Here is an 18,776-nt window from a genome sequence, read left to right as displayed (position 1 = left end):
CGCGCGGCAGGGCCGGGGTCGTCAGCCTCCGGCTGACACCCGGCGTACCCCAGCGGATGCAGGCTGCCGCCGCGTCGTACCCCAGGAGTTGCGCGGGGCCTGCTGCCGACGCTTCACGGGGTGGGCCGACTGCCCGCCGACCGGTCTACTCCGCCAGCCAGCCCGGATTGACCATTCCGGACTCGTACGCCAGCACCACGACCTGCGACCTGTCCCGTGCCCCCAGCTTCGACATGATCCGGCTGACATGCGTCTTCGCCGTGGACGGTGACAGCACCAGCCGCGCCGCGATCTCGTCGTTCGTGAGCCCCGCGGCCACCAACTGCATGACCTCGCGCTCCCGGTCGGTGAGGACATCGAGCCGGGGATCCGGCTCCGGGCCCTTCACCCGGCCCGCGAACTCGGCGATGAGCCGCCGGGTGACCGACGGGCTGATCAGGGCATCGCCCCGGGCGGCGACCCGCACCGCCTGCAGCAGTTCCTCCGGCTCGGTGTCCTTCACCAGAAAGCCCGTCGCCCCGGCGCGCAGCGCCCCGTACACGTAGTCGTCCAGATCGAAGGTCGTCAGGATGACCACCTTCACCGACGCCAGCTGCTCATCACCGGCGATCAGCCGGGAGGCTTCCAGACCGTCCATTCCCGGCATCCGGATGTCCATCAGGACCACGTCCGGCCGGAGCTCGCGGCAGGCCGAGACCGCGGCTTCCCCGTCCCCGGCCTCCCCCACCACCTCGATGTCGTCCTCGTCCTCCAGGATCGACCGGAACCCGGCCCGGACGAGCCGCTGGTCATCCGCCAGCAGGACCCTGATCATCGGTCACTCCGCTCCATCGGCTCTCCTGTGATTCCGTACGGCAGCCGGGCCCGCACCGCGAATCCGCCCTCCGGCCGCGGGCCCGCGGTCAGCTCGCCACCCAGTGCCCGCGCCCGTTCCGTCATTCCGGCGATCCCGCTGCCGCCACCCGCACCTGCGGGGCGGGCCGCCGAGCCCCGGCCGTCGTCCTCGACGGTCAGGGTCAACTCCCTGTCCCCGTACACGAGCCGGATCGTGACCCGCCCCGCGCCGCTGTGCTTGGCGGCGTTGGTCAGCGACTCCTGCACGATCCGGTAGGCGGCCAGGTCGACCGGGGCGGGCAGCGGGCGTTCAGCCCCGGTCCGCTCGATCCGCACCGCGAGCCCCGCCGGCTTCGCCGAAGCCACCAGCTCGTCCGCCCTGGCCAGCCCCGGCGCGGGCGCCGTGGGCGCCTCCTCGTCGACCCGGCGGAGAACACCGAGGGTGGCGCGCAGCTCCCGCAGGGCGTCCCGGCTTCCCGCCTTGATCGCGCCGAGCGCCTCCTCGGCCTGGGCGGGGTCCTTCTTCAGCCGGTGCAGCGCCGCACTCGCCTGCACGTTGATCATCGAAATGTTGTGCCCGATCACATCGTGCAGCTCGCGGGCGATGCGCAGCCGCTCCTCGGTGGCCCGCAGCCGCGCCTCCTCCTCGGCGTATGCCACCCGGCCGTACCGCACGCTGCCGAGGGCCACGACGGCGACCAGCCAGCCGGTGAGCATGAACACCGCCGTGCCGTTGACATCGCTGTTGCCCGCGAGGGTGCCCGCACCCATGCCGATGACCATGGCCGCCGCCATGGCGATGGCCGCCTGCAGCCGGCCCTGGGCCGCGACGGCGTACAACGCCACGATCGGAACCACGATCAGCGGGCCGTCGATGTCGCTCAGCAGATAGTAGGCACCCGTGGCCAGCACCGTGAACCAGCCCACCGCCACCGGATACCGGCGCCGGAACAGCAGCGCTCCGCACACCGCCGCGATCAGCAGCCAGGACGCGATCTGCGAGGGCATCGAGTCCCCGCCATGTCTCAGCCGCTGCCCCTCGGCACCGAGCGCCACCAACACGAATACCCCGCCGGCCAGCACGGCATCGGCGCGGGCACCACGGGGCAGCCGGAAACGGGTCAGTTCGAAAGGCGGCACCGGTCCATTCTGCCCGCGATGCCGATCGGAGGCCGGGCTCCGCGCAGGGTCACTCCGAGCCCCCCTCGCCCGGTCCGCCCCCTGCGGCGCCAACTCCCGCAGCGCGCCCGTCGCTTCGTGGGCAGGGAAATCGGTCGCGCCCCGTGAGGTGGGTCGTTAACCTCCGCCGGAGCGCAGCGAGGTATGACACACGACCGCGAAGGGGAACCGTTCATGGAGATCGAGGGCGTACGGACCGACCGTCTGGGCCTGCTGCTGGACCAGTTCGACAAGGCCAGGGAGATGGCCGGGGTGCGGCTGGCGGGGCTCGGCGACGAGGAGTATCTGTGGGAACCGGTGCCCGGCTGCTGGTCGCTGCGGCGACGCGCCGAGGCGACGACGCCGCGGGCGTTCGGGCCGGGGGAGTGGCTGCTGGACCTGGGCGCCGCGGACATCCCGGCGAGCGAGTACGCGGAGGTCGCCCGGCAGGCGGCCGGCGGCATGTCGGTGGAGAAGATCGCCGAGGACTGGAGCGTGACTGTCGAGCGGGTCGAGCAGATCCTGGCCCACACCGGCGAGCCGGAGCCGGACGCGACATCGGTCACGACCATCGCGTGGCGGCTGGGCCACCTGCACTACGAGTTCGCGGGCAACTGGGAGTGGACCTTCGGCGAACGACGGCAGGACCCGAAGCGGATGATCGACTTCTCCCCCTCGGCGGCCTTGACCCTGGAGCGCTTCTGGCCGGTGATCGACCGCTGGCGCGCCGACGTCGGCGCCCTCACCGAGGACCAGCTCGACACGGTCGGCCTCTCGCAGTACCCGTACGGCTCCGCCCCCGGGGAACCGTTCATTTCCGTGCTGTGGGGCGCCAACCTCGAATTCATCCACCACATGGCCGAGATCGCGCTGCTCCGCGACCTGTGGCGGACCCGCTTCACCACTCCCCGCTAGGCCCGGGCGCGCCATGGCGCTTCCGGTCCACACACCGACGAGCGGCTCGTGACCGGCCACGGTCACCGACCGGCCGTACGCAGCGGGGAATGACGGTGTCCGTTCTCGTGTTGTGTACGGGAGCGGAGGGTGCCTCCGTGCTGCCCGGGCCGTACGTACGAGAACACGGAGAGAAGAAGAGACATGCGCGTCGAGATCTGGAGCGACATCGCCTGCCCTTGAACCACGGGAACCATAGGTTACCGCGAAGCCCTGACCAGGGGCTATGGGCAGGCAGCACGAAGCCCCGCCCATGCGCCACGGGGGACGGACGCACGGACGGGGCAGCCGACACGCTGAGACTTGATTCGCCGTCGCTCAGCGGGCCGGGGTCTTGTTGCGCGGGTCCTTCGGATGGCCGTGAATCATGTGGTTGTGCATGGCGATCACGACCAGTCGGCCCATTACAGAACTCCGCGTACTGAGTGCCGCTCTCAGGCTTTCGCGCAGTCTGCCGCAGACAGGGCACGTTTCAGGGTCGACCCTGTCAGCGCGCGGCGTTGTCAGGTCTCCACCCATGAACATCAGGGGCGGCTGAATCACTCGCCACTCACCCCCTGATGCCGGGGACATGCCAGCGGACAGGGAGGCGACTTCGGGCCGGGGAAGTAGACCACCCCTGAGCGGCTGTCGAGTGCTCCCCCGTATTGCGTCCACCAGCCGTCAGGAGAGTCCGCGTACGGCCCTGACGGGTCATCTATGAGGCTGACTAACTCCGGGTCCGGTAAGGCACTCACACGGGCGCTGATGCGCTTCGCTGGGGCAGTCATGCCGGGCACTCATGGTGTTCGTAGCGGTCAGCCGAAGAACCCCCCGAAGCCCGTTCGATGGCCACCCGGCGGCAGGTCTCCAACGACTTGAACGGCTTACGGCAGTTCCGGCACTTCTCACCATGAGGCGCGTACGTCGTGTACTCGTGCTGTCGCGCATCCGTGGCGTTCGTCTTCGTCTGACTGGCCATGTGCCCGCCGTCCCCTCACGTGGTCCGAATGACAACCACGCTAGGAACAGCGGCACCCCAACTCACAGCCGATTGCACGAGATTGCACGCCAATCACCCCAGCGAGGTGACAGCCGCCCGGATCAGAGCATGGGCCTTCGCGCCGTAGACAGCAACGTCAGCCAGTGCGGCGAACGTGTCGGCATACGTGGCCACCTCTCGCGGCTGAGTGATCGTAAGGTATCCAGAAACTAGCTCGACATTCACCTGTGCTGTGTCGAATATCCAGAACCCCTCAACCGGCATTCGGGCACGGCCGATCTTCGTACGGACCACGCCCAAGCTGACGTTGGGCAGCGCGGAGACCGTGAGCAAATGCTCAAGTTGCTCAACCTGAGTATCTGGCTCACCGAGTGCATTTCTAAGAACTGACTCCTCTACCAGAAATGCGAAACGGCGCTGACCCTCAAAGAGCACGCGCTGACGTTCCATGCGTGCGGCCACGGCATCAGCAACGTCATCAACCTCAACACGGCGACGCTGCACGGCACGCAATACGTCTTCGGTATAGCCGTAGGTCTGAATCAACCCTGGGACAAGCCCCGGCGAGTAGCAGCGGAACCAGCGCGTTCGTTCGTACAGCGGCAAACGGGCTTCCTGCGCCTGTCGCAGCCCCGCCCGCTCCATCCGCCGCCATTCCACCCACATGCCCTCAACGGCGCGCAGAGAGGCAATCAGGTCCTCTGTCTGGTCTTCTGCGCCACAAGCGCGACACCATGCGCGGATGTCCTCAGCGGAAGGCGACGTTTTCGCGGACGAGATCCGCGAGACCTTGGCAGGGTGCCACCCGCACGCCTCAGCGAGCCGCTTACCGTCCAACCCGGCGTCCTTGCACATCTCCCGAAGGCGATCGGCAAGGACTTTCCGGGCGGCTTGAACACTTGATGATCCTGATGCGGGCATGGCGCTGGACCGGTTAGACCGGCTTGTACTCCTCATGAGACGTGGCCCGTTCCCAGACCGATTCGAATGCTGTACTCACCAGCGCCACGACGGGCGGTTCAGTGCACCACTCGCGGTCAACTACCTCCCCAATTCCAGAGAAGTAGGTGAACAGCACTGAGGAATTGTCGAACATCCAAAGGTCTGTCCCGGGTAGGGGAATATCGGCTGCCTTGCGCCGGGGCAACCAGCGGACCAGTTCACCCGCTGCGACGTTCGGAAACGTCACGTCGTACTCGTACTTGATGTAGTCCGTCACTGGCTCCGAGACAATCCGAGCACGGCGCATCACGACACCACGCGCTGTTGTCTCGGTTACCACGTCCAGAAACGGACGCCACCACGCCGACCGGTCAGCGGCAGGGTCAAGGCGCTTCCCGTTCTGCCACGCGATGAAATCAGGGTCGTTCGGCTGGTACGCGTCGCGCATTTCCAAGTGAATGGCTGAGTGACGCGCCTTTGCCAGACCCTCAAGTACGGGGTTCGTCATCGTTGCTACTCACTGTCGGGGCGGGGGATGTACTGAAGCATGACCTTCGGAAGCCTGATGATCGTCTCGTGATCCGGCACGTCTGTGGAGTGGCCCGGAATCGAGCCGATCTCTTGGCACGCCTTCACCTCCTCCTCAGTGGCCTTGTACGACTGGATCAACAGGTCTCCCGTCTCTTCGTCCAGCCAGATGGTTGGGGAGTCCGTGTCAGGCGTGTTCGGGATGATCCCCAGGAACCGTAGCGGCATGTCATGTCCCTCCGTCGATGCGATTGCGCCCGATTGCACGACCATCACCCGCCTGACGGATCACGTCAAGAGGGCATGTTCACGGGCCACTTGACGACAGCAGAGGCGACCATCTGACGCCCCGTCAGTTTTCAGAAACGAGAGAAACCCCGTACCGGCCACCAGTAAGGCAGCGGGTACGGGGCCATTGGACGCGGAAAGACTAGGGCGCACTGCCTTCTGTAACTCGTTTACGCTTTAGCCTCTTGCTGGTAAAACGGCGCACTGTTCCGTCATCGTCCAGTGACGCGCTGGCGGCTGTACTGAATTGATCGGCGCTTTTGGTCAATGTTTGCGCGGCTTCGTATAGATGATCTACCGAAGAGCTGTATTTCTCTAGCTCTCCTTCAAGCGTGTCGTCCTCTTCGTCCATGTAACTAACCCGCTCTTGCAGGTGACGAGTAATCGCCATCAATTCAACAACTCCTAGAGCATCGTCGCGGAGTCGTGAAGCAGCAGAAATAACCGGTTGAGGTCCTAAGAGGCTCACGTCAATCCAGCTTTCATGCACCGCCTTGATTAGCGCTTCTTCCTCGCTGAAAGTTGTATCTTCGTATCCGTCGTAAGCAACTCGCTCCTTGACAAGGAGGACTTTCTGAATGAAAACCCGATAGGTGTCATGGCGCGGTTGCCGCCTTTCCCTTCGGTGATCAGCTCTTGCGGAGATACGCGCGGTTTCGTGCTGCGCAAAGGCTGCCGCAACGCTGCCCATTGAGGCCGCTATAGCTCCAAGTACCGCCGCCAAACCAGCATCCATGCCCCGAGTGTCGGCATCTCTGGGCTGTATGTCCAGTGCCCCTGGCCGCGCAAACGCTCCAAGCTGCGGCGCTAGCTTTTTCCCTCCCTGCCGCGCTCCTGTCAGGCCCGGAGGGGGTCACCCCCCAGGGGGCAGGCATCAGAACGGCGGCTCTTCGGCCTCAGCGTCACGCTTCTCTGTCCAGTGCTGCCATTCACGCTGAGCCTGTGACTGTCTCCGCCTCTCAGCGACTACACCACCAGCCTGGTTACGGCCGGTCTCACGGTTATGGCAGCGCACACAAAGGGCTCTCAGCCCGGATCCACCGGCTGACCTCTGTGGACAACTTCTCCGGGAACGAGGAAGAGCCTTGTGACCTGCGATGATGGGAGTTCTTGAGGCTTCCAGCACGCACGATGACAAGGCTCTTCCGAGATGCAATCTTCCCATGCCGCCGTCCATGTCTCCGCACTCTTCGACGAGCCGAATCTGATCGCGGATGCGGGGCTGCTTCCGCTGATCGCGCTCGCCGAACGGGTCGGCCTGCCCGGTCTGGCCGCCCAGGTCCGCATCGAGGCGGCCGACAACAGCGGCGGCGCCCATCCGGCGGCCAAGGTGATGTCGCTGCTGGGCGCGATGTGCTCGGGGGCCGACTCCATCGATGATGCCGACCGGCTGCGGCACGGCGCAATGGACCGGGCCTTCGCCGGGATACGCGCCCCGTCCACGCTGGGCACCTTCCTGCGCTCCTTCACCCACGGCCACAACCGGCAACTCCACCGTGTGCACCGGGAATTCCTGGCCCGCCTCGCGACCCGTACCCCGCTGCTGCCCGGCGCCGGGCAGCTGATGTTCATCGACATCGACCCCACCCACCGCCGGGTCTACGGACGGGCCAAGCAAGGCGCCGAGCACGGGCGCCTGAAGGGGCAGCGCACCCTGCACCCGATCATGGCCACCCTGTCCACCCCGCTCGCCCGGCCGGTGATCGGTGCGGTCCGCCTGCGCCGCGGCAAGGCCGCCGACGTCCGCGGCGCGAAAAGCTTCGTCGCCCAGGCCCTGGCCATCGCGAAGGACGCGGGCGGAACCGGAATCCGGATGGTGCGGGCGGACAGCAAGTTCTACACCGCCGATGTGGCCGCCGCCTGCCACAGGTCCGGTGCCCACTTCTCCCTCACCACGGGCATGAACCCCTCCATCGCCGCCGCGATCGGCCGCATCACCGAGGACGCCTGGATCCCGATCCGCTACCCCGAGGCGTTCGTGGATCCCGACACCGGCGAGATGGTCTCCGACGCCGAGGTCGCCGAGACCGAGTACACCGCGTTCACCGGACGCAAGAAGGCCGAGCAGGTCACCGCCCGTCTGATCGTGCGACGGGTGCGACGCCTGAACCCGCAAGCAGCCACCGGGCAGGGCGAGTTGTTCGACTCCTGGCGCTACCATCCCATCTTCACCAACAGCCCCTTCGGCATGCTTCAGGCCGAACTGCACCACCGGCAACACGCTGTCGTGGAACAGGCGATCGCGGACGGGAAGTCCTCCGCGCTCGCCCACCTGCCCTCGGGAAACTTCCAGGCGAACGCCGCCTGGCTGATCCTGTGGGCCATGTCGCACAACCTGCTGCGGGCCGCCGGCGCCCTGGCCTCGGCCTTCCACGCCAAGGCCACCACCGCCACACTCCGCGCCCACCTGATCCACGTCCCCGCCCGACTCGCCCGCACCGCGAGGACCAAGCTGACCGCCCACCTGCCCGCCAACTGGCCCTGGCAGGCCGCCTACCAGGACTTGTTCGAGGCCGTCCATCACCCACCGTCGACACCCTGACGGCCTCCATCGACACCGCACCCTGACGGCCGCACCGGCCACCGGCACCACCGCCCCAGCCCCGACTCGCAAAACACCTCGGACAGGCCGCGACCCGAGCGCGGCGGGCGCCGCCCGCCCTCGAACCCAAGCCCCACACCACCATCAGCCCTCGGCGAGAAATCGGACCTCGGAAACATCAGCCGGTGGATCCGGGCTCAGGTGCTCATGCGCGTTCGGATCAGCGACGCGACGCTTAACCAGTTCCTTGCGGCTCAGCGGGTAATGGTCGGCAACCTTCGACGGCTGACCACACAACACACACCATGCATTCGTGTAAAGGAATGACTCACGCTTGCGCGGCCAATCCTTGCCGTATGCGCTGGTCCCCTTCTCGGCGCGTCGGGCAGTCAGCATGGGCACATGATCAGGGCAGGCCCGTTCCTTACCGCTGATGGAGTTAGGGCAGTTGGGTACGACAGGGCAGGGACGCCGGGGGCGGTATGGCATAGGGGGCACCTACGGATTTCCGGATGTGGTGGGTTAGCACCAGCACAGGGGGTAGCAACGTCGCTGTGCGAGATAAGGGCAGGTCAGAGAATGTGGCCATTTTCGCCGGCTCGGGGTGTGATCTTGCAGGAGCGAACGGCCATAGATACAGGAATAGCCCGGTCTCTCCTCCGACACGAACCCCAGCGGGGAAAGGAGAGACCGGGCTAGATCATGTGGCTACGCCATTACGACGAAGCATTCGTGATGCGGACGTGAGCACCAGCAACAGGCATGCCGAAAGCAACCCGCATGGTGCCTCGCACGCCGACACGGTCAGACGAGAAGTACGCCGAACGGTCAACGTCAAGGCGCGTGTCCTCGCGGGTGACCACAAGGAAATCGTCCTTGCTGATTCCGTAGACCACATCCGCCGGAACGTGCGGGCTGACGATGATCGGGCGGCCAAGAATGGTACGCCGACCATCAGCGGTCAGGTCCGGGTTTAGGAGCGCCTTGTTGGAACCGGTCGCATCCTTGAGCTTCGCAATCTCAAGGGCAGTGGCAGCGCCGGTAACCCAAGAGGTGATCCGGCCCCCGGCAGCCTCGCTGAGCGAAACGGCCTCTTCGAACGGGTCAAGGTTGGTGTACGTCACCGGAGCCCCGACCGTGGAAATACCGGCCAGCGAAGCAAAGCCAGCGGGGTTAGGCGAAGCCAGCGCATTGAATAGTGCGTTATCCACGCTCTTGGCAATCTGCCGCGCGATGCTACGGCCGATCTGGTCAGTGGCAGACGGGTTGGAGTCGTCGGCAAGCTCACGGCTGACGATCGTCAGGCCAGCGAACTTAGCCGGGGTAACCACCAGCTCATCAAAGTCAGCGTCGGAAGGCGTGATCTCCGCGCCCTCAACCACAGCGCCAACGGTCACGTCAGACGCGAGAATCGGAATGCGGTAATCGTGCGCCTGAGTGGTGACCTTCGTACCGGTCAGGTAGGCGACGGATAGAGCCTCAACGGGCTTCGTGACAATCTCCCCGTACTCCGGGGGTAGAACGGCACCGTTGGCAGGCGTAAGCATGGTCATTGCGAAAGTCCTTGTGTTTGGGCATGGGCGCGGCTAATGGCCAGCGCGTGAAAGGAAGCCCGCTGCACCTGGCAGCACGGGAAAGCGGGCACCTGGCCCAGACAGCAAGAAATCCGCCGCCCACCCGGGGCACTAGCGGATTCTCAGAAAGCACCTACGGAAATCCGTAGGTCGATATGCAGTTGTGTGGGAAGGCCCGGGACCATGCACAGTCCCGGACCCTTGTTAGCGCCCCTTGTACCGAAGCGCGTCATGCATCGTCGGGGCGCGTTCCGCTACTTCGCGGTGACCCCCACCCACATCACCCCACGGGCGATTGGGATTACCGAGACCAGGGCGCGTCTTGAGAAGCACCTCAACGGCAGCGTCAATGGTCTCCGTGTCGGGATTGCCTTCGGAATCCAGAAGGTCAGTCACGGCCACTTCGCCCAGCGTGAAGAGATCAGCGCCAACGGCTAGGGACTTCCCGGCGTGCGCCTCAATCTCCTTGCGTAGGAGCGCCGTGATTCGACCTTCGGCAGCCTCTAGCTTGCTTTCGGCTTCCCGTAGCCTCGTGCGGTACTTGGCCGCTTCCTTGTTGGCGCTGTTGCCTTCGCTTGTGGGCTCAGGCGTGAAAGTCTCCGCGCCACCCTCAGCGGTGCTAGGCGTTTCCGTCGTGGGTTCAGCCATTCGCGCTCACCCCTTCGTCATGGATGAACGTGAGGAGGTGCGCGGCCGGACCCGTACGCACGTAGGTGACAGCCTGAGAAGCGGTCATGTGCGAGCCGAACAGCTCATGCAACTCCGCTTCGTCAAGGAACAGGAGTTGTGCCAGCGCAGAAACGGGCAGCGGCGTAGCCGACTTATCCCGTGCCAGCGCTGCAACCGTCTGGCAGGCGGCAAACTGATCGTCGGCAAGCTGTGCAAGAAGTGACTTCACGTGCTGTGTCCTTTTCGTTGAATCCCTGCCGCTCAACCGGACCAGGACACGGAACCCGGGAGCGGCAGGGAAGAATGTGAGCCCGCCCCCGGCAGGTATCGCACCTGAGCGACCCGGGGGCGGGGACATGCGGGGTAACCAATCCCGCTTCTAGGAGTGGGCCATAGCCCTAACCGCTGAAACTGTCAGCGGAGCCCTTGACCACTTCCGAAATTTCGGAGGTCGTTAGTTCAGTGACCACCAGCCGCGTAGGCGCGCACCAGGCGGGCGTGAGTTTCGCGCTCAGCGCTGATTGGTGGCCTGCCGTAGCGATTGCCTAGACCCTTGTCCTGAGCGTCTAGAAAGGCGTATGCAGCCTTCGTGCTGGCTTCACGGGCCTGAGCCTCAATGGCGCGGCGTTCGGGGCTCACAGCGGCATACGCGGCTTTGATGAGCGGGGCAATGGCTTCGGCCAGTCCCTCACGCCCGACACGCCGGTAAGCCTGATCGAACTTGCGATGACAAGAGCGGCAGAGAGCCACGTATGACCGGCTGTTCTCAGACCACACGAAGCCCTCTTCGTTGCGCTCATCCGGATCGTTGTGCAGGTACGCCCACTGATCAGCGGTCAGGAGACACCAGGCGCAATTGTGATACTTGGCTGGTAGCCGTATCTCGTCAATCCGCCTGTGAGCCGCCCGGTACTCGGACGCGATAGAAGTCATGGGAAAGGGTCGCTTTCGCTGGGGTGCATAAACGACTAAAGGCCCGTTCCGAGGCTCAGCACGATGGGCACCCCTGCCAGTCGTGCGAGTCAACCCGGAACGGGCCTTTAGCGTGTACGGATTAGAAGCCCCCGCACGGGCGTATATGGGCAGACCTCAGAAAGGGTGCGGTCCGCAGCAAGAGCATCACTGCCCTTACAGGTTGGATCTAGTGAGTCGAATGCCAATCGGGCATCGAAAAGGGCGCGGTTTCGCTGCACCCCATCATTCCGTTATCAAGCCGTGACAATAGGGTGTGTAGAAGTGTAGGACTGAAGGTAGGTCCCGGTATTGCTTAGGAACTCCTATAGCTAAACCTGAGAGACGTGCATTTCTACACTTCTACATTCATGCAGGTCAGAGAGGGTGTTCTGACGGAGTGTCAGAAACCTTTCTACATCAGGGCGGTTTTCGCTCCGTTTCCCGCTGCCCCCTCAAGGCTCTGAGCGGCCACGTGAGCCCCTGACTACATGCCGCCGGTAGCCGGGACAGCCCAGAGACCTGAAAGCCCCTCAGCGCGGCTCACAGGGCAGCAGAAAGCCCCGCCGGGCATTGCTGCCTGACGGGGCCTGGTGGTGCTACGCGCTGAGTGCTTCCGGGAAGCCCTGTAGTGCAGCCTGCAAGGCTTCCAGCCGCCGTATGCGCTGCCTGGTGTACTCGGTGCCTTCCCCGGCCCTCACAGCGTCGTACAGGGCTTCGAGCTGACGCGTGATGTGTCGCCACTCCAACTCACGCAAGAACGCTGCCTCTTCTGCCTCGCACTGCGCTTCGAACTCCGTGCGTGTCATATCCTGGTGCCTTCCCTTGAGAGGGACACCAGCCCGGTCTACTCGCCAAAGTCCGGCCGGGCTGGTGCCAATTCGATTCTTTGACTCAGACAGCCGCTTGCGTGCGGCGCACTTCCCATCTGTCCCATGCGGCTTCTTCCGCTGGGTTCACCCTGTCGTCCCGCCATTCGGGAATCAGCCGGTCAAGGATCGGCGTGCGATCACCCCGGTACTTCGACGGAAGTAGAGTGATTCCCTTTGTGGCTGCCTTGAGTAGTGCGCGCTGTCCGCCAATTCCGGCACCCTGCCAAAGAGCGGCAAGCGACTCCGGGTCCATCAAGGGCGTCAGGTCGGTTTCCTCTGAAAGTTCCGCCGCTTCGGCTTTCAGCTCCGCAATCTGAGCGGCCACCTGTTCCCGAAGTCGGTCGTACTTGTCTTCGTCCATCCGGCCCAAGACGAAGAACTCTTTTTCCAGCTTCATTTCCCGGCCTACTGCCGATTCCAGAGCAGCGTTGACGTGAACCTTGCGTGCGTCGCGCTCAGGGTCCTGGTAGGACAGCCAGTCACGGGCAATGGCCATAATGGTGGGGGAGTCCGGGGCAAGACTGAGAACGTGGTTAAGCCACATGATCTCTACGGCCGAATCAACGCGGGTGCGCTCAGTAGAGACACCCTTGCAAGAGGATGCCCCTTCCGTCTGGCGTGCGTAGCAGCGGTAATTCACTCCGCCGTTGGCCATCGGCCCGTTGCAGAGCCCACAGCGAAGCGTGCCGGAAAGAAGGGCGACGATTTCCCGCTTACCGCGTGTCCTGTCACCAATGCTTGTTCCCGGCTGTGCACGTTCGGCCAGAATGGCATTGATCTTTACGTGCTCAGCGAAGGTCACCACGCCCTCACCACACGAGATTGGGTGTCCCTTCTTGTCCAGCAAAGGGCTTCCGCCGCGGTGGTACTTGCCAGTGTCGTTGCCGTTTTCGTCCAGCATCTTTTCCCGCTTTACCACCAGTCCGGCCCATGCCACGGAATGAGCAAGGCTGATGATTCCGGGGCCGGTCCACTTCTTCCCGTGGCGCGTAGGAATTCCCTCGCTGTTCAGCTTCTCCGCGATCCAGTTAGGCGTTTTGCGGTCCAGAAGGTATTCAGCGATGCGCCGCGCAATGGGGTACTCCGTCAGGTGGCGCGCTAGCTTGCCGGAACCCTTGGGGGAGTAGAGGCCGAAGGGGGTTACTCCGCCGGTCCAGCGTCCGTCAGCCTTGTTGCCATCAATGCCGATCTTCGTGAATTCGGCAATGTCGCTCGCTTGCTCCCGCGCCTGTTCACTGAGGATGGCAAGAATCATGCGCGATTTGGTGGAGTCAAGGTTCTCGGCAACGACGAAGATTCGTGCCGTACGCTCTTCGAACTTGTCCAGCAAGAGGCCAACCTGACCCATACCACGGCGGGAAAGGCGGCTGGTTTTGAAGACGTACAGCGTCTTGGAAAGCCCGGCGTCAGTAATAGCCGCTGTGGCCTTCTCGAATTCCTCACGCCGGACGTATGCCTTGCTGGCGCTCTTCTGTTCAAACCAGACGTGCCGGATTCGCTTTCCCTCGTAGTTGGCATGGGCGCACATCCGGCGCACCTGTTCCCGCAGTGAGCTAAGGGTGTCTTTCTTCTTGCTTCGCCTGACGTACATCTCTGCCAAGTCAGCCGGGCTGCCCGTCACCACTTCCCAGAGTCCCAGCGCCATGAGTTCGTCGTCTTCGAAGCCCAGTGCACGCAGGTTGGGCAGGTCTTCCCGCTCCATCGGTGTCCATTCGCCGTGGGGTCATCCGTCTCGGGTCCCTGTGAGCGAGTGGAATGCCTAGATTCCGCGTTTTCGCAGGTCAGAGACGGTCTGGTTCCCGTGGTTCATGGGTGCCCCTGGTGTTACATCGGGAAGGCCCGCTTCGAGAAGGGCCTGGCGGGGTTCGCCCACCGCGATGAGGTCGAGGTCGTGCACCGGTCCTTCGAGCTGGATCCCTCTTACGTCAAGGGCGACACCATGCAGGTGATCGACCTGCTGGCGCAGAAGTACGGGCGCACCCGCGAGGAGGCGAAGGCCATGGAGGCCAACGTCGCGGCCAACGCGCAGGCCGAGGGGCTCGGCTACCTCACCGAGGGCCGCGACCACGGCAACACCTTCGACATCCACCGGCTGCTCCACCTCGCCAAGGCCCGCGGCCGTCAGGACGAGCTGCTGAGCCTCGCCTACCGGGCGAACTTCGCCGAGGAGCGGTCCGTCTTCGACGGTGACGTGCTGGTCGAGCTGGCCGTCGAGGCCGGGCTCGACGGCGACGAGGCGCGTGCCGTGCTCGCCGACCCGGAGGCGTACGCCGCCGAGGTGCGGGCCGATGAGCGCGAGGCGTCCGAGCTGGGGGCCAACGCGGTGCCGTTCTTCGTGCTCGACCGGCGGTACGGGATCTCCGGCGGCCAGCCCGCCGAGGTCTTCGCCCAGGCGCTCGAACAGGCGTGGAAGGACCGGCCGCTGACCGCGATCGGCGGGGACGCCGCGGCGTGCGACGCCGACGGCGCGTGTGAGGTTCCGCAGACCGGCGGCAGCAACGCCTGAGCCCGGAGCCCGGTGCCCCGCTGAGCTGCATCCATAAGCGTTGCTTGAGTGTACCCCTTAACTCTTGGTAATTGACGATGAGTTAAGGGGGCCCCAGGCTTGGCACATGGAGACTACTTCGCTCAGTCGCACGGTGGACGACGAGTTCGCGCCGGAGACCGCCTACCTCAACACCTCCACCTGCGGGCTGCTGCCCCGGCGCACCGTGGACGCGGTGAGGGCGCTCGCCGAGTCGATCGCCACGGGCAGCAGGGCCGGTTCCGGGGACTTCGAGGCGGTGGAGGCGGCGCGGGCCGGCTTCGCCAGGATCGTCGGCATCGGTGCCGACCGGGTCGCCACCGGCAGCTCGGTCTCCGTACACGTCGGACTGATCGCGGCCTCGCTGCCCGCGGGGGCCGAAGTCCTGGCGCCCGAGGGGGAGTTCAGCTCCGTCGTCAGTCCGTTCGCGCTCCGTGGCGATCTCAAGGTGCGCTATGTCCCGCTGGACGGTCTCGCCGATGCGGTACGGCCCGGCACCGCGCTCGTCGCCTTCTCCTCCGTGCAGTCCGCCGACGGCCGGATCGCCGATCTGGACGCGGTACGCGCGGCGGCCGCGGCCCATGGCGCCAGGACACTGCTCGACGCCACCCAGTCGGCCGGCTGGCTGCCGCTGGACGCCGGGGCGTACGACTACACCGTCACCGGCGGTTTCAAGTTCCTGCTCTGTCCGCGCGGCGCGTCCTTCCTCACCGTCACCGAGGAGGCGCAGCGCACCCTGCCGCCCGTCTTCGCCGCGTGGGTCGCCGCCGACGACCCCTGGAACAGCACGTACGGCCCGGTCGGGCGGCTCTCCCCGACGGCCCGGCGCTACGACGAACCGCCCGCCTTCCTCTCGTACCACGGCGCCGAGCACTCCCTCGCGCTGCTGGACGAGGTCGGCATCGACGCCATCCGCACCCATGCCACCGGGCTCGCCGCCCGCATGCGGGCGGGACTGGCGGGGCTGGGTCACGAGGCCGTGCCGGGGGATTCGGCGATCGTCGCCGTGCCCGGGCTCGGCGGGCGGGAGGCGGAGCTGGCGCGGGCCGGGGTGATGGTCTCGAACCGGGCGGGGAGCCTGCGCGCGGCCTTCCACCTGTACAACACACAGGCCGATGTGGACCGGGCCCTGGACGTGCTCTCCGGCTGAAACCGCCCGCAGGGCCGGGATCAGCAGCTCTCGGGGCAGCCCTCGGTCCCCTGACAGAGGTTCGCCTCGACCTTGGCGAGCAGCCGGGCCAGCTCCTGGCGTTCGGCCGCGTCGAGCCCGGCGAGGGTGTGCTCCTCCAGATCCGACCAGGCCCGGTCGACGTCGGAGTGCAGCGCGCAGCTGTCGTCGGTGGCCTCGACCAGGACGGCCCGTCGGTCGCCCGGGTCGGGGCAGCGGCGGACATGCCCGGTCTGCTCCAGGCGCTGGAGCATCTTGGTGACGGTGGAGGGGTCGAGGTCGACGGCCTTGATCAGCTCGGACTGACGCACCGCACCCGCGTCCCACAGGCGCATCATCAGGAACTCCTGGCCGGGGTAGAGCCCCGCTCCCTTGAGCAGCTTGCCCGCGGCGATCCGGTGCAGCCGGGCGACCCGTGAGAGCGCATGGCTCACGGGGCCTTTGTGGGCGGCGCCCGGCAGCTCGGTACAGGCGGGGTCGGCGGATTCGGCCTTCACGGATTCGGCCTTCATGGGGACTCCCTCGGGGCGGCTCCCGCCGGCTCCGATGCCGGGGCGGCGGCTTTCTGTGAACTTTACATTGGTCGGCCAAGCAATGGGTTACAGTGGCGCAAGCACAGGTAATTGGCCGACCACATATTTTTTTTGGGGCTCCCATGACCACCGCATTCGACCCGATCGATCTCTCCGGCACCCAGCTCGCCAACCGCGTCGCGATGGCTCCGATGACCCGCAGCCGGGCCGGTGAGGGCGGCACCGCCACGGATCTCGTCGCCGAGTACTACGCCCAGCGCGCCTCGGCGGGCCTCATCATCACGGAGGGCATCCAGCCGTCGGTGGTGGGCCAGGGCTACCCCTCCACCCCGGGGCTGCACAGCGCGGACCAGGTCGCGTCCTGGCGCAAGGTCACCGACGCGGTGCACGCGGCGGGCGGCCGGATCTTCGCCCAGCTCATGCACGCGGGCCGGATCGGCCACCCGGACCTGCTGCCGGACGGGCTGACCCCGGTCAGCGCCTCCCCGGTCAGGCCCGCCGGTCAGCTCTACACCGGTACGGGTCTTGAGGACTTCACCACACCGCGCGAACTGACCGGCGACGAAGTCCGCCAGACCGTGGCCGACTTCGCGGCCGCTGCCCGCAACGCCATCGACGCCGGTTTCGACGGGGTCGAGCTGCACGGCGCCAACGGCTACCTCATCCACCAGTTCCTCGCGCCCAACTCCAACCTGCGCAACGACGAGTGGGGCGGCTCCGATGAGACCCGCATCCGGTTCGCCGTCGAGGTGGTCAAGGCCGTCGCCGCCGAGATCGGCCCGGAGCGCACCGGGCTGCGCATCTCGCCCGGAAACTCGTACAACGACATCGACGAACCCGCGCCGGACGCCGTCTACACCGCGCTGGTACGGGAGATCGAGCCGCTCGGCCTCGCCTATCTGCACCTTCTGGAGGCGGGGGAGATCCGCGAGCTGACCCTCGCGCTGCGCAAGCAGTTCTCCGGCACCTTCATCCTCAACGCGCTGACGGACGGGCCGACCGGACCGGACGACCACTCGGTGATCGACGACGGGATCGCCGACATCATCTCCTACGGTGCGCTGTTCATCGCCAACCCGGACCTGCCCGCCCGGCTGAAGGCAGGCGGCCCGTTCAACACCCCGGACCCGTCGACCTTCTTCGGCGGGGACGCGAAGGGGTACGTCGACTACCCGGCGCTGGGAGCCTGACGGACGTGCGGGGACGCCGGGATCGGGGCCCGGCTCCCGTCACTCCCGGCCGGACTCGTCCAGCGGCGCGCTGTCCCACTTCCACGACGTGACGCGCGGATGACCGGGCAGCGCGGCGCGGCCGGTGGCCCAGAGCAGGACGGCCCAGCGGTCCTCGTCCTTCGGGGCGTCCGGGAACAGCCGGGCCAGCACCCGGTCGCAGAGGCCGGCGGGCGGGGCCCAGCGGACATCCAGGGTGCCGGCGAGGTCATGCACATGCACCAGGGTCTCCACGATGCCCATGGCGGCGAAGCCCTCCGGATCGGAGACCCCGTAGGGGTGGTAGGAGCGGACCTCGGGCGAGGCCGTCCGTACCATCGCCGCGAGCAGCGCGCCGCTCGCCTCCAGCGTCCGGAGCAGCCCGGCGGGTCCGGCCTCCCGGTCCGCGAAGACCGCGTTCGCCGGACCGCCCTCGCGGCCCGCGCCCCAGCGGTACGGGACGTACGCGTCCGGCGACGGCTGCTGCGGGCCCAGCTGGGCCGCGTACGAGAAGAGGTCGTCGCTCAGGTGTTCCGCGGTCTCCCAGCAGCTCCACTCCAACGACCCCGCCGGAGCGTCCCAGTCGCCCGCCGGGGACTCCCGGAGCGCGGCGACCGCGAGACGGACCGCGGTGGTCACGTCGTCCGCCGTGACCGGCAGCCGGGTCCCGGTCAGCGCGGCCCGTTCCGCCGCACCGCACTCGACACAGAACTCATTGCCCTCCGGATCGGCGAGTGTCGCCCAGCCCCGTCCGTTCGGCTTGCGGTGGTCGGCCACGAGGGTGGCGCCCAGGCCGAGCAGCCGCTCGACCTCCTCGTCCCGGGTGCGGTCCTGCGGCTGAATGTCCAGGTGCACACGGTTCTTGGTGCTCTTCGCCTCCGGCACCGAGATGAACAGCAGCGCGGCACCGGGGGCCTCGACGAGCGCCTCGGGATCGCCGGGGGCGTCCTCGGCGGAGAGCGGGGCGCCGAGCACCCCGGACCAGAATCCGGCGAGCCCGTAGGCGTCGGCGCAGTCGATCGTGATGTGACGTACGAGTGAAGTCATGG

The 18,776-nt window shown here is 66.3% G+C and carries 19 protein-coding genes; 5 read left to right on the top strand and 14 right to left on the bottom strand.

The features are described 5' to 3' along the window. Positions 1-145 precede the first annotated feature (145 nt). Positions 146-814, bottom strand: a complete 669-nt coding sequence (locus OG507_RS09170) for a response regulator transcription factor (protein WP_327366655.1) — start codon at positions 812-814, stop codon at positions 146-148. Then, positions 811-1,974: a sensor histidine kinase gene (locus tag OG507_RS09165; protein WP_327366654.1), complete on the bottom strand. Its 1,164-nt coding sequence runs from the start codon at positions 1,972-1,974 to the stop codon at positions 811-813. Before OG507_RS09165 ends, OG507_RS09170 begins: the two co-directional genes overlap by 4 nt. Before the next feature lie 213 nt (positions 1,975-2,187). Here OG507_RS09165 and OG507_RS09160 point away from each other — a divergent pair, with 213 nt between their 5' ends. After that, the gene (locus tag OG507_RS09160) at positions 2,188-2,907 is read left to right on the top strand and encodes a DinB family protein (RefSeq protein ID WP_327371911.1); all 720 of its coding nucleotides are present in this window, start codon (positions 2,188-2,190) and stop codon (positions 2,905-2,907) included. A gap of 1,093 nt (positions 2,908-4,000) precedes the next feature. On the opposite strand, the gene OG507_RS09155 is transcribed toward OG507_RS09160, so the two are convergent. From OG507_RS09155 to OG507_RS09140, 4 genes are all read right to left on the bottom strand, one after another. Continuing rightward, a complete protein-coding gene (locus OG507_RS09155; RefSeq protein WP_327366653.1) occupies positions 4,001-4,849 on the bottom strand; it encodes a helix-turn-helix domain-containing protein in 849 nt (282 codons plus the stop codon). A 13-nt stretch (positions 4,850-4,862) separates the two neighbouring features. Continuing rightward, a complete protein-coding gene (locus tag OG507_RS09150) occupies positions 4,863-5,378 on the bottom strand; it encodes a DUF6879 family protein (RefSeq protein WP_327366652.1) in 516 nt (171 codons plus the stop codon). A gap of 5 nt (positions 5,379-5,383) precedes the next feature. Further along, the gene (locus tag OG507_RS09145; protein WP_327366651.1) at positions 5,384-5,626 is read right to left on the bottom strand and encodes a hypothetical protein; all 243 of its coding nucleotides are present in this window, start codon (positions 5,624-5,626) and stop codon (positions 5,384-5,386) included. Positions 5,627-5,828: 202 nt separating this feature from the next. Next, a complete protein-coding gene (locus OG507_RS09140) occupies positions 5,829-6,422 on the bottom strand; it encodes a hypothetical protein (RefSeq protein ID WP_327366650.1) in 594 nt (197 codons plus the stop codon). Between the two features lie 414 nt (positions 6,423-6,836). Here OG507_RS09140 and OG507_RS09135 point away from each other — a divergent pair, with 414 nt between their 5' ends. Beyond that, complete coding sequence (locus OG507_RS09135) at positions 6,837-8,228, top strand: IS1380 family transposase (protein WP_327366649.1); 1,392 nt, start codon at positions 6,837-6,839, stop codon at positions 8,226-8,228. 144 nt (positions 8,229-8,372) lie between these two features. Here the strand turns inward: OG507_RS09135 and OG507_RS09130 are convergent, their stop codons facing one another. The 6 genes from OG507_RS09130 to OG507_RS09105 all read right to left on the bottom strand — a co-directional run bounded on the left by OG507_RS09130 (position 8,373) and on the right by OG507_RS09105 (position 13,996). After that, positions 8,373-8,624, bottom strand: a complete 252-nt coding sequence (locus tag OG507_RS09130) for a hypothetical protein (RefSeq protein WP_327366648.1) — start codon at positions 8,622-8,624, stop codon at positions 8,373-8,375. Positions 8,625-8,944: 320 nt separating this feature from the next. Further along, positions 8,945-9,781 carry a phage major capsid protein gene (locus OG507_RS09125; protein WP_327366647.1) on the bottom strand — a complete coding sequence of 279 codons (837 nt, stop codon included), beginning with the start codon at positions 9,779-9,781 and terminating at the stop codon, positions 8,945-8,947. A gap of 225 nt (positions 9,782-10,006) precedes the next feature. Continuing rightward, on the bottom strand, positions 10,007-10,450 hold the full coding sequence (locus OG507_RS09120; RefSeq protein WP_327366646.1) for a hypothetical protein: 444 nt from the start codon (positions 10,448-10,450) through the stop codon (positions 10,007-10,009). Then, a complete protein-coding gene (locus OG507_RS09115) occupies positions 10,443-10,700 on the bottom strand; it encodes a hypothetical protein (RefSeq protein ID WP_327366645.1) in 258 nt (85 codons plus the stop codon). Before OG507_RS09115 ends, OG507_RS09120 begins: the two co-directional genes overlap by 8 nt. A 230-nt stretch (positions 10,701-10,930) precedes the next feature. Further along, a complete protein-coding gene (locus OG507_RS09110; RefSeq protein ID WP_327366644.1) occupies positions 10,931-11,404 on the bottom strand; it encodes a hypothetical protein in 474 nt (157 codons plus the stop codon). Positions 11,405-12,316: 912 nt separating this feature from the next. Then, on the bottom strand, positions 12,317-13,996 hold the full coding sequence (locus OG507_RS09105) for a recombinase family protein (RefSeq protein WP_327366643.1): 1,680 nt from the start codon (positions 13,994-13,996) through the stop codon (positions 12,317-12,319). Positions 13,997-14,095: 99 nt separating this feature from the next. Between OG507_RS09105 and OG507_RS09100 the strand changes: the two genes are divergently transcribed. Beyond that, on the top strand, positions 14,096-14,800 hold the full coding sequence (locus OG507_RS09100) for a DsbA family oxidoreductase (RefSeq protein ID WP_327366642.1): 705 nt from the start codon (positions 14,096-14,098) through the stop codon (positions 14,798-14,800). Between the two features lie 106 nt (positions 14,801-14,906). Next, entirely contained in the window at positions 14,907-15,968 is a 1,062-nt protein-coding gene (locus OG507_RS09095) for an aminotransferase class V-fold PLP-dependent enzyme (RefSeq protein ID WP_327366641.1), read from the top strand. A gap of 20 nt (positions 15,969-15,988) precedes the next feature. Here OG507_RS09095 and OG507_RS09090 read toward each other — a convergent pair whose 3' ends face one another. Then, on the bottom strand, positions 15,989-16,498 hold the full coding sequence (locus OG507_RS09090) for a MarR family winged helix-turn-helix transcriptional regulator (protein WP_327366640.1): 510 nt from the start codon (positions 16,496-16,498) through the stop codon (positions 15,989-15,991). A 143-nt stretch (positions 16,499-16,641) separates the two neighbouring features. Between OG507_RS09090 and OG507_RS09085 the strand changes: the two genes are divergently transcribed. Further along, positions 16,642-17,709 carry an alkene reductase gene (locus OG507_RS09085; protein ID WP_327366639.1) on the top strand — a complete coding sequence of 356 codons (1,068 nt, stop codon included), beginning with the start codon at positions 16,642-16,644 and terminating at the stop codon, positions 17,707-17,709. 39 nt (positions 17,710-17,748) lie between these two features. Here OG507_RS09085 and OG507_RS09080 read toward each other — a convergent pair whose 3' ends face one another. Beyond that, on the bottom strand, positions 17,749-18,774 hold the full coding sequence (locus OG507_RS09080) for a VOC family protein (protein ID WP_327366638.1): 1,026 nt from the start codon (positions 18,772-18,774) through the stop codon (positions 17,749-17,751). Positions 18,775-18,776 lie beyond the last annotated feature (2 nt).

The sequence above is a fragment of the Streptomyces sp. NBC_01217 genome, from assembly GCF_035994185.1.
Lineage (GTDB): Bacteria > Actinomycetota > Actinomycetes > Streptomycetales > Streptomycetaceae > Streptomyces.
The sequence above is the reverse complement of the archived record's forward strand: the minus strand, read 5'-3'. Positions and strand labels throughout refer to the sequence as shown.